A 13761-nucleotide genomic window follows, 5' to 3' on the forward strand; every position below is an offset into this window, starting at 1 on the left:
AATTTAACAAACTAAAATTCAGCTTTTTCCGATTAAACAATATAAACCAAATCTTACTATTAATTTTAATCAATTATTTTATCATGAAACACACCTTCCAAAAGATTATTGTCTTAGTGACAATATTCGCTTTAACAGTAGTAAGTTGTCAAAATGATGACTTTAATACAAGTAAAAACTCCCAGAGCTCTGACTTTTCATTAAAGAATGGAAAACCCTTCAGAGAAGTGACCTTTGAGGAATTTCAAAACTTTCCAACGGCATATGAGGTTTTTTTAAATCTCAAAAAATCAAATGCTAATTCAATTCTAAAATCAACTGAAAAAGGATTTGATGGCGAAGATTTTACTTTTGATACCGATATTATAAGACTTTATGAATATAAAGATGGAATTACGGAATATAAGACTTTTATTTTTCCTATAACCAGATCTCAACCCAGAACCTATTATGAAAATTTGGTTATTTGGGAAAATGCATATGGTGAAACAACATCTTGGATATTTGAATATGATTTAGATGAGAATGATTTAACAAAACTTAGTAATGATCAAAAAGTCGATGATTTGCCTAAAAAGTTTAGAGTTAAGCTTTTAAATGATCCAGACGATACATATGCAATTTATATACACGATTATGGTATTTGGTTAAGATATGATGGAAGATGTTTTATTTATGATCGTAATGGTGAGATTCCAACTGACTGCCCTGAAGAAGTGGCTAACTTGGCACTAACTTTATCAGATCCTAACAATGGAGGTAACGGTTCAGGAGGCTCAGGGGCACCTTATTTTAATTATATTTACATTCCACCTTCATTACCAGGAGGGAATAATGGAAGCTCTGGTCCGGTAGGAAGTTATTATCCTCCTGCAGGTGTTGGGGGTGGTCCTAGTGTGCCAACCGTTGTGGCTCCTTTTGTTGACTTGATTGAAGGTATTATAAATAACAATTTTACAGAAGCAGAAAAACTTTATTTAAATAGTAAACCAAGCCTTAAAGATGCAGTTAAAGATTATTTAGCAGAGGGAAATTTAATTAATGGACCTGAAACTATAGACTTAGCCTTAGAGATAGTTCAATTTGCTATGGATAATGGTACCGAAGATGCAATAAAACTTTTGGAGTACTTAAAAGATAATTCGCCTGTCAACGAGGAAGTATTAGATATAGCCCATTTATTACTTGATACTTTGGAAGATGAAGGAGAGGTTGACTTTAACTTTATTGTTATCAAGGATGATTCTTTTGCAAATAATCCCTGTCTAAATAATGTTTATGAAAATTTAGGAGGCGCACCAACATTTGATAATTATTTAAAAGCTTTTGATTCAGATTTTTCAACTGCTGATTTGATTCTGGCTGCCCAACCTAATTTGATGACAGATGATGGACCTGCATATGCGATAACTACTGCACCTCTGAATAATAATATGATTACGATTATTTTTAATACAGATTATCTTAGTGACCCACCTTTAAGAGTCGCCGGAACTTTTATGCATGAACTAATCCATGCTACTATATTCAGATGGATGTTAGAAGCGGCAGAAACGGGTGCTTTACAACCTGAGGAAGGCATGACTCAAGAAGAACTAATTAATTATATAAACAACTTAAGAAATGATTTTCCTGGAATATATGATTATTATTATCAAAGGAGATTACCCGGTTGGCAGCATGAGCAGATGGCAGCCCATTTCATGGATATAATCATTCAAGCAATGAAAGAGTATGATTCTTCTCAATCAGAAGAAGTATACGAAGCGATTGCATGGATTGGATTAAAAGGAACTATATCTTGGAATAATTTAACTCAAGAACAAAGAGATAATTATAATAACATAGAAAGTAATTATTTAGCAAACAATCCGTCATGTCAATAATGTTATCTAACACAAAAGCTATAGTATTATTTGTTTTTTTAATAGCATGTAATTCTAATCTTAACAGAGAAGTGGTGAGTGCATCAAAACCATCAGGTAAACAAAGGGACACTTTATATATCTATTTTGACTCAAAACAACCGAAGAATTTTAAAACAAGTGTCGGAGATAAAATTTACTTTACAATAACTCCTCAAATTGATGCGAGTCGTTTTGTTTATGATAATTCGGACAATAGTAAACAAGGTGTTAAGTATAAGAATTTTACAAATAAATTCATTAGTAAAGAAGAGCTTAATAAAAGATTCTTAGACTCAATGGAATCTAAAGATGTAGAGCTTCAAAAAAGTACAGGTGAAAGAGGATATTTATTTAGTAATCCACCATACAGTTTTGATAAGTACTTTAAGAATATTTACATATATGAGCCTTCAAATGAAAATGAAGGACAATTATATAAAGTTAGTTGGCAATATGCCGTTCAATAACAAAAAGCCCAGTAGTTCTGGGCTTTTTTCATTCCTTCATCTTTATATTATATAAAGCCTAAAGCAAGTGGTTGAGCAACAAATATTAAATCAAATTAGCAATTATGAAAACAATAATGCAAATGAAACATGTCAGTAAAAAATAGTAGAATACTAATTGCTATACTAGTATTCATTTGTAGTAAAGCTTTAAGCCAAGAAGAGGTAGCGTATCTGTATTTTAAGAAAGATTCCATTGGACAATGTGAAATTAGTATGTATCGAAATGGAGAGAAATCTTCAAATATTGATTATGTCTTTAAGAAAGATACAATTAATGATAGAGTAATTTTTACCTTATGCAAAGAAAAATTTGTTTTTAATCATAAAAAAAATAATATCTCTATTATAGACAGAAAGGATATAGAAAAGATTAATTTTTTTAATATAAACAAACTTTTAGATAAAGTAGAAGCTGAGTGGCCTGAAACCAATAAATCTAACGCTTTTAAAAAAATTTATATAATAGAAAAAAGAGATAATGAACGATATTTAAAATACTTGGTGGAGTGGACTGACAAATATTATTAGTACTTACATAAGTAATCGATTAATTTTTGTTAAAGCTAATTAAATTAAAAATCATGAAGTATAAATTTTGGAGTTTGTTCTGTATTCTAATAATGTCTTGTAAATCGCAAAATATTTCTGAGCAGGAATTAGCAAATAATCAAGAGGAAACCTTTATCCATTTCTTTAAGATTCAATCATATTGTTCATGCCTTAAAAATAGTTATAGTAATAAAAATATTTTTTCTTTGATTGAACAGGAAGACCTTCTTGGCAGTTATGATGCTTTAGCCGACCCGGAAATCTTAAAAAAAATCGATAGTTTAGGAAAAATTTTTTCTTTGAAAGTCAAACCTGAAGAGTATCCGGATTTTAAAGGTAAAAAGAGAATTACCCAATACTGCCTTTCTTTTTATACTAGCCAGGAATTGGATAAAATAGCTAAAGAAGAATTTAGGCTCCACGTTAAAAAACAAAAATTCAAATGAAACATTTTCTTATTACTATTGCTCTAACATCAAGTTCAATACTTTTTGCACAACAGAAAGAATTATTCAGGTATGATTCTCTTGTAAACTGTGAAAAAATACATCAAGGAATTTATGACTTTAAACTATACATGTATGTAAACAATAGTTTATATATACGACCAGAAGGATTTAAAAAAGAAAACATATACAAATTAATCGTTGATGATAAACTCTATTATATTACAGATACGCTTAAAGAAATAATAGAGAAAGTTTTAAAAGATGAAAACTGTAAAAATGTTAAAATAGAACCTGTAGATACTAAAGAAACTTTTATTAAAAAGAAAAAAAATTAATACGTGAATTTTAGAGAGGTCGTCTAAATAGTAATTTTTAGGTGACCTTTATATAATCCATCATATCAATAAAATATTATCAAGCCTCTATAGTGTAATTCAAAAAAAGTAATGAATCAAAGAATAGAAAAAGAAATAAAACAGATAGAGATTCTTTTAGAATACCTTGAACTGATGTCGGCAATACTACCAAATTTTGATTATAGGAAGATGCTCTCCCATGCAGATACCACAAGGTTTTTTTTAAAAGAAGGCAGTAAACTCGAATTAAACCAGCAACTTCCCAAAATAAAAGAACTACTTGAAAAGCAGACGAAATCCCTGATGAAGGATTATCCGCCGAAAGTGTCTATAATACAAATAGCCGATAAATTTCGCACACTGAAAAAAAGTGAAGATATCATCAATACTGGTGTAACCTTTGCTTTTCTGAACGAATTGATGGATTTAGCTAAGTTGAATTGGTATGCAGACACACCATACCATTACCGAATTGCTATAGGTCCTCTTAAAGGAGGTGGTGGCATCGAGGAAGAGTTTCTATTAAAGGATGCTTTTGTACTATTACAGAGAGCAGAAACCAATTACGAATTGTTAGAACAAGCATCAGTCCAGTTTAGAAATAGAGAGCACTTGGATATTCCTATCCACAGATACATAACTGACATCAAATATGATGTCGCAAATTACAGCCGTCAATCTGTGTTAACGTTTTTTTCATTTATAGAATGTCTGGTAAATAGCATAGGTTTTGATTACCTCTATCGCCATGAAAAAAGCTTGTCTGTAGATAAGGTTTTGAAATTAAAAGGACTAAAGAAAAATGGAGGCTATATGAATTTGAGAAACCGAATTGAAGTCTTGCAAACCGTAATTCGAAGAGACGGAAAGATCGTACTTAACCTAACAGACAATCAGCAGCGCAAAGAGCCATTTCTTTCATTCTTCGATAGGTTTGAAGCGTTAAGAAATGCATCCGTACATTATTCGCCAATCAAGCACCGAATATGGCTTGGACCTAAAGATTGGATAAACCAGGCTCGTACATTTTGTGATATTGCCTTACAGGTTGGTATTGAAATATGGAAAGCTTGTTACCCTGAATCCGACGGCCCACAATATATGGGCAAACTGGATAAATCAAAACAATTAAACCTTGCTGATGAACGTTTGGTAGCAGCTACGGCATTGACAAATTTAATAAATCAGGATAAAAACAGTCAGGTCTAAATAGCAACTTAAAAGTGGATTTGCAAAAGGAATTAAGATATTGTCATTGGTTATTTTTTGACAATGCGACAGAGAAAAGATACTTGGGATTATAAAAGTAGTTCGGAACATATTGAAACAGGCAACTGATAAAACAAACAACTAACAGGACAACCTACAGCATTAGAATTAAGCGCTTTAGATGATATTATGGATACCTCTAGTTCTCGATCTTAATTCGTTCTCTATAATTAAACAATAAACACATGGACTCCAAACAGATAAACTTTTTTATAGTACCGGAAGATTACCCTGCCATAAATGATTTTTTAAAAAGGCATAATTGCAAAATCTTTGTAAACAATTATATAGTTAACAATAAAAATCCCGTTTTTAAACTCCCTGAAACAGAAGAAGAAATTTTTCAAGTTTACATAAGTAATGATGAATTCTTAAATGAAATATTTATCTACGACAGTGGTAAGTCAAAATACTATGATATAATCAAAAGTAACCTGATTGAATTTACAATTGGTGGATTTTATCCTTACGATAAAACTTCATTACAAAGGGCAAGACTATATGTTAAGTTAGGATATTATGAAGATACCGATTATCTCAAAAAGAGGGAAGAATTTATAAATTGGAGTCATTCACTCCTTAAAGACTTCAATAAAGTATTCTTAAAAAAATTTAGAGAAGAAAAGTTAGTTTTCTATTCTGATAAAACTATAAATTTTATCGAATCCAAGGAGATTATCTATTTAGAAAGCAATAGTCAATGGAAATTAAAATAAATACAATTTAAAACCGTATTAAGAAAGGATATATCACCATATCCCGAAAATAAAGCCGTAACCTCTTTGGTAATATGTGATGGAAGTGACAAGGGAACACTATGACATGTTCCAATGTGGTTTCACCGCTTCCCCAGCGAAAAGGCAGTCCCGACCAGCGGGGAGGGTTTGTCTTTTCGCCGCCCGCAGGGGGGGCTATCAGTCCACCAAAACGGGCTGACTTCTAAAATCCTTCAAATTCAAAAAGAAACCCCTGTAGGGTGTCATACCATTACGGAACAGTCCCCATAGCAGTGAGCAGCCCATTTGGGTCAGGGAGGCATTGATAAATAAGTCCTGTTTTTCAAGCGCCTCAGCCAGTGAACAGCTTGGAGTAGTATCCGATGTTTCAGACTGTTTGAGCAGTTCTCCGTATTCCTCAGTTATAAACGGCAGGTTTGCCACCGTTTGGTACTTTTTGGAATCAGGCTGTCTGATTTCCCCAATGGTTGATAATATGACCTGTCCGGTATACTGACTGTTGCCGAAATCAAGCCAGTATTTGGGGCTGTCTCTGTAATACCGTTGATTGCTATGCAAGCCCCTTAAAATATCAGCAATCTCAAAACGGGATTGCACACTATCCACGCAGGAAATATAAATGACGGCTCGCATTTCCTCGGCGTATCTTGTCAAGCTGTCCTTTTCAAACTTTAGAGTTTGCGCTTTCCAGTTTGTCCCCGAAAAACGGTTCACACGATTTATCAGGGCAACGGATTTGTATAGTCCCTTTTCACTTTCTGCAAAACGTTGCCTGCCGATATTAGCAGCAGTTATCCTGTCATCATCCCACAGGCAAACCGATAAGCCCGCATGCCCCAACGCCATCAGGCTATGGTTCATTTCCATAAGGGCGGTCAGTACTTTTGAACCTGTACCCCCTGCCCCTATCAGGTTTACCGTTATGGGGTTGGTCGGGCTAATCAGGTCGTTATCGGTAAAATGTATTTTTGGTTTCTCGGTATGCATTACAATAAGTTTTTAAGTGTTCGGTTATTCTTTTTCAGCATCCCTTTTGGAAAGGGTTCATTTGTCCCTATCAGCTTTTTCCAAAGGCTGACACAGTTCCCTTTTACGGGATTGTGGTTCCCCATGAGGTGGCTAAAATAACTCTTGAAAAAATAGGTTTCCCAAGCCCTTGTAAAATCCTGTACGGAAGCCACATTTTTAATATCAATAGTAACCGTTCCCATACATACATTACCATTTTTATAAACATTAAAAAAAGGGGCATGATACAGGGGTGTACTTTCCGTGGGTCTTCTGCCCGTTGCAAGAGCATAGACTGACAGGCTGTTTTTGGTGGCGTGCCACAGCATGGGCGGAACGGATGCCTTACCGTTAGTAATCCCAAGACTTTGGGTAAAATAAAGCGGTCTGCTCTGTGCTTTGGTATACCACAAAACCGAACCCTTTTCACTGGGGTCAATATGCAGTATGGTAGCAGGTAAAATCCCTTTGGACTTTAAAAAAGCCTGACCCTTTTCCGCTTTGGCCTGTAATGCCTTTACCAGATGATTGGCTTCCCTGACAGTAAGAGTATGGGCATTAACGGGGTTGCCGTTTCTGTCCATATCGAAATGCTCCACATAGGTCTCTTTATCCATGCCTTTGGTCTGATACACAACCAAAGCCGACACGGGATGGTACAGCACACCAAAATCACGGGTAATGTCTTTTGTATCGTCCATAACATTAAGGTTCATAATTATACAACAATCCGCACAGGTTATCCATCAGGGTAAAAAGGCGGTTCTCAAAATCAAGGTTGCCCTGTGCTATAGGTTTACCGTCAAAAGATTTGCAAATGGCAGGCTCTTCAATTTCTCCGTACTCGTTAAACTCATTATTCACAAAGTCCGACAGCCTTTCATAAAGCCATCCTTTTGTATCAGCAATAAAGGACACATATTTGTCCATCAGAATGACTTCGTTATCCTCATACCCTTCCCCGTAATAGTCCCCTTTGGGGATATTCCTGTAAACCCGTTCGTTTGGGCAGGTTTGATAAAGGGCAAAACCTTCACGGGCTATGGTTAAGCAATCCCTGTCAAAGGCATCACGGGGTTTAAAATTCCTCAGCCGATTTTCAAATACATTGAGGTTTTCAGGATTATACATTTTCTTTTCCATACAGTCCCCTATAAGGGCTGCCTGTTCCAGTTCACGCCTATTGGCTGCCGTTTCCTCGGACTGCTCGTCCTGTTCTATCCAGTCTGTCATCATTTCATACATCCAGTACAGGTAACTGTTTCCCTGCCTGTAATAGGGAATATCCGCTATGTGATATAAATAAGTACAGACCGACAGCAGCAGGTGGGCAGAGGCTTTACGCTTGGGGTCTCTCAGCATGTGATATAAGGGTGCAACAGGGATATAATACAGGGTTGACCCCGTATTATAACGCTCTTCACATAAGAGGAAGGTATTCCCCTTATCCTGTAACAGGCAGAGATTATCAAAATCAGTGATACGATGTTTCAGTTGCTCCCCTACCTCCCACAGTGCCAGTGCCACGTTATAGGGATAACCGTACTGCTGTGTCGGCATTGGGGCGATATGGTAATGCTCAGAAAGTTGGGAAAGGGAGGTATAAAAATCCCTTTCCGTTTTTGCCGTTTCCTTACTATCCTGTAAGGTTTGGTTCTTTTCCAGTTTGGGCAGAAATACGGATTTTAAAAAACCATTGGCAGCATGGCTACGGGCAGGGGCTGTCTTTTGTCCCTTTGTATTTCTGCACTGTCTTTGGGGCGTTGCATCCATTGGGCGAACTCCCCCAACTGCCCGTGCAACTGCTGTTGCCTTTTCGCTTGGGGCGGGCTGATACAGCCCGACAGTATGTGGTTGTCCATGATTCATCATTTTTAATTTTTGGTTTAACCTTTAGTTCCCATCACGCTTTCAAATCGGTACTCCACCCTGTCATCCCTGATGACAGGTGCACTCACTTTTGCAGTGGTCAGTATGGGATAAGTACCCGCATAAAAGTTCAGTACGGCTTCCACGCTCCAACGTGGTTCGGGGTCGGTCAATTGCACCTCCTGCCCTTTATCATTGAGTATAAATACCCGTTCCAAATGTGTTGCTAATAACATAATTTTACGTTTTAGGGTTAATCTTTATCCTCTTCCCCGAAATCCATTTCATGCTCCACCTCTTTGGTCTGATAGTCGGGGGAAAGTCCTTCGGGGTCTGTTGCTTCCTGTTTCGGGGTCACCTCTTGGCTGTCCTCCCCGAAAAGGTCGGGTGCGAACCTAGCAGAGAGTTCCGATTTACGTTTGCGGATGGCTTCGGTCTTTTCGGGATAGTCCGAAGGGTTAGGGACTTTTATCCATGCCTCACGGTACTTACCTTCCTGTTCCAGTTCGTCCGCTTTTGCCATAGCCTCGGAATACTTTTTCTCTTTAGCTTCCTTTTCCTTTTTCACTTTATCGGCTTTCTGTTTTTCCATTGCCGATTGTGCTTTGGCGGTTTCAAGCTGTTTCATATATACCTCCATATTGACCATCAGTCCCGATACGCTTTGCAGAGGTGTGGTCACCTGCCCAAAAAAGCCTTCATCCAGTTCCGCAGCCGTTCCCCGTAGGGTAAGGGGCGGTATCAGGTGTTTTGCCTGATCCCCGCACCCTTCATTCTGAACCATTACCGATACGATAAGGTTGTTCTGTGTACCTTTGGACACCCTAAGGTGTATATCTCCTGTAATGTCCAACTGTGCTATCTGATTGAAAAAATTTGTTGTCATAGTCCTGTATTTTAAATGGCAATAGTAAAAAGCTGATACTCCCCAAAAAGCAAGTGTATTGCCTGTTTGAGTTTATAGGGGCATACTTCATCCTGTGTGTAGCCTATAAGGCAGTATATCATAAATATGGCATTGTACCCGTCAAATAACTGGTCGGAGAATACTCTTGCACTTCTGTACAGTCCCGTACCCTGATTTCGGATAATACGCTGTGTACTCCTGACAAGGTCGTACCAAAACTCAGCCGTTATCAGGGTATCTTTCCACATGTCCCTGACAGCCTGCTCCTGTTGTATGAAAAATTCAACCTGTTGCAATGCCACCCCTATAAGGGCTTCCCTTTCATCGGGAAACAATCGGGCAAGCAGGTAGGCTTTATCCACATTATTCATGTCCTGTAATGCTCTCATAATTTTGTGGTTTTAAGGACAACCGCCCTGAGGCGGTTGCCGATTGCTGTTAATTGAATTTGAATATGTCTGCTCCCGATTGGGCAAAGTCCCTGCACAGGTCAAATGCCTTTTGGGCTTTACCCTGTGCCGTACCGCCCATCACAATAGATTGCAGTTTGGCTTCCTCGTCCTTATACTTGCGCACATTCTGATAGTAGCCAGTCACGGCGTTGTACATCCCAAACAAAGTCCCTTTTGTGGTCTCCATCTGTTGGGTATCGCTTATCATCGCATAGGCAAAGGCATCTTCAACGGTATTTTTAAACACGGTAGACACCTCGTCCTCTGCTCCTTTTTTCAGTAAGTCAAGGGTTTCTTTATTGGGGCATAATGCCAGTTGAATGAGTTTTTTAACCTCTCGGTCAGTTACCCTTACCTTTGCCCACTCGTTGAAAATACCTTCAAGTTGTGTGCTCAGGGTATCGGCAAGCCCCATGATTTTATGGGCATCCTCGATACGCTGTTTTGCCCCTGAGGTGTGTTTGATACGTACCACATTACTTTTATTGCGCATGGCAGCATTCAGGGTGTTTTGACAGACAACACGTATTGGGGTAAAGGCTGCTGTTATGCTTCCGCTTCCGTCGTGGGAGGTGGTCAGGAATATGTATTTTTCGGTAACATCATCCCCGTTGCCCACACGGATATAGTCAGGCAGTTTGGCGGTAATGAAAATACGTTCCCCTTTTCCCAAAGCCCCTGCTGTTTCATATAGGATGCCCTCGCTACCTCCTACGATAGCATCAAAAAAATTAAAGGCTTCACGATTTTGTACTATATGGTAATCCTTACCAACCACACCCAAAACGGCATTATTATCACTGCGGATATTGGCAAAATAGTTGGGTACTTGCAGCTCACTGCTTCCCGCTTCTGTACCATGTTGGGTTTCGATAACGCCTGACCCTTTGGTAAACAACGGGCTTTTGATGACCTCGTAGTCCAGTCCTGCATATTGTATGGCTTGCTCACTTGTCGGGTACTCTTCTACGGTCTGCCCTAAGTTGTGCCATGCTTTTTCCTTTACACTGAAAAATGAATATTTTCCAGTCCCTTCGTTATAATTAAGATTGTGTCCCATGATTTTAAGATTTTAAATTATACATCTGTTGGCTGGCTTGTCAGAAAGGCAAATCATCCTTATCCTCCCCTGAGGGTTTACCCTGCTTATCCTGCTGTGGTGTGTCTGCGGAGGTTTCCGCTTTCCTGCCTCCGCTGTGCAGCTTGATTTGGGAGGTGTGGAAGTTCAGCCCCGAGCGGGCTTCCCCTTCCTTATTCAGCCACGCTCTTGCGCTCACCCTGCCTGTCAGTTCCACCAGTGACCCTTTGGTCAGGAAGTCCGCCACCTTGGAGCTTATCCAGTAGGAGCAGTCCATAAAGGTGGTCTGTTCCACGCGTTCCCCTTTACTGTTGCGGTAGTTATCATTGATGGCTAGAGAGAAGTTAACCACCTGTTTCTCATTGGACAGGGTACGCACCTGTGCATCTCCTGTCAGTCGTCCGATAATGTTCATAATCGTTCCTTTTTAATGTTATACAATACTGTCAGATTTGCTTCCCTTCCTATATGCTCGCCTTGCTTCGCATAACTTTTTTCCAAAAGAAAAAACGGAAAAAAAGAAAGCCGCTAAATGGTATGGGCACAGGGCTAAAGCCAAAAGGAAACGGAATAATGGAAGGGGCCCTTCAGGGAAGTAGTCCGTTATGCCATAGTCTTTTGGCCGGACCATGAAAGGGGTGCCCATAATACCTTAGCTGCCTTTTTAGCCGTTTCGTATTGGAAAAAGTTTTCCCTTTATTTTATAATAACCTTTACGGTTACAATACCCGGTAAAACAGGTATAAGGCAGGTGCATTTCCGACAAAAAGAAAAGTGGGTATAACAGACTGTCCCGCCCTGTCACTTCAGGACAAACCCTACCATAAAATGACATACACAGGCAGCCCCTGAGACATGGGGTATTTTAGGCAGACACATAAGGGAAAAGGAGATGAAGATAATTGAACTAAAGAAAATTCCGGTTGAAGAGGCTATGGCCTTTTTTCGCAGGGAAGGCATGGATGTAGACCGTGAGGAAACCGAGCTTATTATGGCATTTTTGTATGACCTGACCATGATTACACTTCGGTAATACTTTGACCCTGAGTAGTTTATTTACTATCTTAGCCAATCCCTTCAAAATATAACAGTATTCATTTAAAAGAGATTAGCATGAAAAAGATAGCCGATTTGTACATCCGTGTTTCAACCGACGAACAGGCCGACAAAGGATATTCCCAAAGAGACCAGGAAGAAAGGCTGAAACGCTATTGTAATACCAACAAGATTACCATCGGGCAAATTGTTTACGAAGACCATTCTGCAAAAACCTTCAGACGCCCCGAATGGATCAGGCTATTGGACAGCCTTAAGAAAAGGCGCTGCAAAACCAATCTCTTACTCTTCACCAAATGGGACCGATTCAGCCGTAATGCCGGTGATGCATACCAGATGATCAGTATCCTGACCAAACTGGGTGTGGAACCGCAGGCCGTTGAACAGCCACTTGATCTGTCCATACCCGAAAACAAAATGATGCTGGCTATCTATCTGGCAGCTCCTGAGGTGGAAAATGACCGCAGGGCACTCAATACCTATTACGGAATGCGCAGGGCCAGAAAAGAAGGGCGTATGATGGGAAGGGCTCCCTTTGGTTATATCAACAGAAGTAAGGAAGACGGAAGGAAATATGTGGCCTTAAAAGAGCCCGAAGCTGGCTGTTTACGATGGGCATTCGAGGAACTATCCAAAGGGGTACTGGCTGCCAATACCATCCGACTGAAAATGATGCAGGCTGCTCCGGTAAAAATAAGCCGAAGCGCATTCCATATGATCATTCGAAACCCTTTGTATTACGGTAAAATATTCATTGAGAAATTTAAAGATGAAGAAGCACATTTTGTAGATGGTCAACATGAACCGCTAATTTCAAAAGAGCTGTTCGATCAAGTGCAATTGATACTGGATGGCAACAAAAGATCGGCACGCCCGCATATCACCATACTTACCGATGACAAATTCCCCTTAAGAGGCTTTATAACCTGTCCCAAATGCGGTGGTAACCTGACCGGAAGTTCGTCTAAGGGACGAACCAAATATTACAACTACTACCATTGCCATTCAAGTTGTGGTTTCCGTAAAAATGCGGAAAACGCCAACCAGATTTTCGAGGAAGGATTACAGTTGTTGGAGATCAAAGAACCGGTACGAAAATACCTTAGGGAAATATTCCTGGACAACTACCGAAAGTTCCTTAAAAAACCGGTTGATAAAAAGAAACAGATATCAAATGAGATTGACAGATTGAATGCAAAATTATCCGTTGCCAGGAACAAATTATTATCGGAAACCATCGATGACGAAGATTATATCCTTATCAAAAAAGAATGCCGTGAACAGATAGAAAATCTGGAAGAACAGCTCAATAAGGAGGAAACCCTAACAAAACAAGTTAACATAAATAAGCTAGTAGACAAAGCACTCGAAAGTCTCACAAACATAGGTAAACTCTACGTTGAGGGAGGAATTGAAACAAAACGAAGTATAATTGGTTCGATATTCCCTGAAAAAATGGAGTTTGACGGACAGAGTTATCGAACCGCTCGAATGAACTCAATCGCCCATCGTATCTTTCAGATTAACAATGAGTTACAAAGGAATAAAAAAAGGAGAAATGATCAATTTAATCATTTCTCCTGTCTAGTAGCGGGAACTGGACTCGAACCAGTGA

17 protein-coding genes are annotated in these 13761 nt (G+C 38.8%); 9 read left to right on the forward strand and 8 right to left on the reverse strand.

Annotated features, from left to right (window positions below):
* Positions 1-83: 83 nt before the first annotated feature.
* From Q763_RS16255 to Q763_RS16285, 7 genes are all read left to right on the forward strand, one after another.
* Positions 84-1886, forward strand: a complete 1803-nt coding sequence (locus Q763_RS16255; protein WP_157499494.1) for a hypothetical protein — start codon at positions 84-86, stop codon at positions 1884-1886.
* A complete protein-coding gene (locus tag Q763_RS16260; RefSeq protein WP_157499496.1) occupies positions 1877-2374 on the forward strand; it encodes a hypothetical protein in 498 nt (165 codons plus the stop codon). The genes Q763_RS16255 and Q763_RS16260 overlap by 10 nt, the downstream gene beginning before the upstream one ends.
* Before the next feature lie 129 nt (positions 2375-2503).
* Positions 2504-2944, forward strand: a complete 441-nt coding sequence (locus tag Q763_RS16265; RefSeq protein ID WP_035136098.1) for a hypothetical protein — start codon at positions 2504-2506, stop codon at positions 2942-2944.
* Positions 2945-2997: 53 nt separating this feature from the next.
* Positions 2998-3411, forward strand: a complete 414-nt coding sequence (locus tag Q763_RS16270; protein ID WP_035136099.1) for a hypothetical protein — start codon at positions 2998-3000, stop codon at positions 3409-3411.
* Positions 3408-3749 carry a hypothetical protein gene (locus tag Q763_RS16275; protein WP_035136100.1) on the forward strand — a complete coding sequence of 114 codons (342 nt, stop codon included), beginning with the start codon at positions 3408-3410 and terminating at the stop codon, positions 3747-3749. Before Q763_RS16270 ends, Q763_RS16275 begins: the two co-directional genes overlap by 4 nt.
* A 111-nt stretch (positions 3750-3860) precedes the next feature.
* The gene (locus Q763_RS16280; protein ID WP_035136101.1) at positions 3861-4979 is read left to right on the forward strand and encodes a hypothetical protein; all 1119 of its coding nucleotides are present in this window, start codon (positions 3861-3863) and stop codon (positions 4977-4979) included.
* 245 nt (positions 4980-5224) lie between these two features.
* A complete protein-coding gene (locus tag Q763_RS16285) occupies positions 5225-5755 on the forward strand; it encodes a hypothetical protein (protein ID WP_035136102.1) in 531 nt (176 codons plus the stop codon).
* 198 nt (positions 5756-5953) lie between these two features.
* Here Q763_RS16285 and Q763_RS16290 read toward each other — a convergent pair whose 3' ends face one another.
* Genes Q763_RS16290 through Q763_RS16325 form a run of 8 tightly spaced genes read right to left on the reverse strand, consistent with a single transcriptional unit; the run spans position 5954 to position 11505 of the window.
* Positions 5954-6763, reverse strand: a complete 810-nt coding sequence (locus Q763_RS16290; protein ID WP_035136103.1) for a PRTRC system ThiF family protein — start codon at positions 6761-6763, stop codon at positions 5954-5956.
* Positions 6763-7485, reverse strand: a complete 723-nt coding sequence (locus Q763_RS16295; protein ID WP_035136112.1) for a PRTRC system protein B — start codon at positions 7483-7485, stop codon at positions 6763-6765. The genes Q763_RS16290 and Q763_RS16295 overlap by 1 nt, the downstream gene beginning before the upstream one ends.
* A gap of 4 nt (positions 7486-7489) precedes the next feature.
* Complete coding sequence (locus Q763_RS16300; protein WP_316931474.1) at positions 7490-8656, reverse strand: hypothetical protein; 1167 nt, start codon at positions 8654-8656, stop codon at positions 7490-7492.
* A gap of 14 nt (positions 8657-8670) precedes the next feature.
* Positions 8671-8889: a PRTRC system protein C gene (locus Q763_RS16305; RefSeq protein WP_035136105.1), complete on the reverse strand. Its 219-nt coding sequence runs from the start codon at positions 8887-8889 to the stop codon at positions 8671-8673.
* 17 nt (positions 8890-8906) lie between these two features.
* On the reverse strand, positions 8907-9539 hold the full coding sequence (locus Q763_RS16310; protein WP_052123486.1) for a PRTRC system protein E: 633 nt from the start codon (positions 9537-9539) through the stop codon (positions 8907-8909).
* Positions 9540-9550: 11 nt separating this feature from the next.
* Positions 9551-9949, reverse strand: a complete 399-nt coding sequence (locus Q763_RS16315) for a hypothetical protein (protein ID WP_035136106.1) — start codon at positions 9947-9949, stop codon at positions 9551-9553.
* A 49-nt stretch (positions 9950-9998) separates the two neighbouring features.
* Positions 9999-11072: a DUF932 domain-containing protein gene (locus Q763_RS16320; RefSeq protein ID WP_035136107.1), complete on the reverse strand. Its 1074-nt coding sequence runs from the start codon at positions 11070-11072 to the stop codon at positions 9999-10001.
* Between the two features lie 40 nt (positions 11073-11112).
* Positions 11113-11505, reverse strand: a complete 393-nt coding sequence (locus tag Q763_RS16325) for a single-stranded DNA-binding protein (protein WP_035136108.1) — start codon at positions 11503-11505, stop codon at positions 11113-11115.
* Positions 11506-11982: 477 nt separating this feature from the next.
* Between Q763_RS16325 and Q763_RS17980 the strand changes: the two genes are divergently transcribed.
* Together Q763_RS17980 and Q763_RS16330 are read left to right on the forward strand one after the other, a co-directional pair.
* On the forward strand, positions 11983-12123 hold the full coding sequence (locus Q763_RS17980; RefSeq protein ID WP_198133481.1) for a hypothetical protein: 141 nt from the start codon (positions 11983-11985) through the stop codon (positions 12121-12123).
* An 80-nt stretch (positions 12124-12203) separates the two neighbouring features.
* Positions 12204-13761 (forward strand): recombinase family protein (locus Q763_RS16330; protein WP_035136109.1); only part of this gene is annotated, 1558 nt, incomplete at its 3' end.

It is taken from the genome of Flavobacterium beibuense F44-8, assembly GCF_000769915.1.
Taxonomy (GTDB): Bacteria; Bacteroidota; Bacteroidia; order Flavobacteriales; family Flavobacteriaceae; genus Flavobacterium; species Flavobacterium beibuense.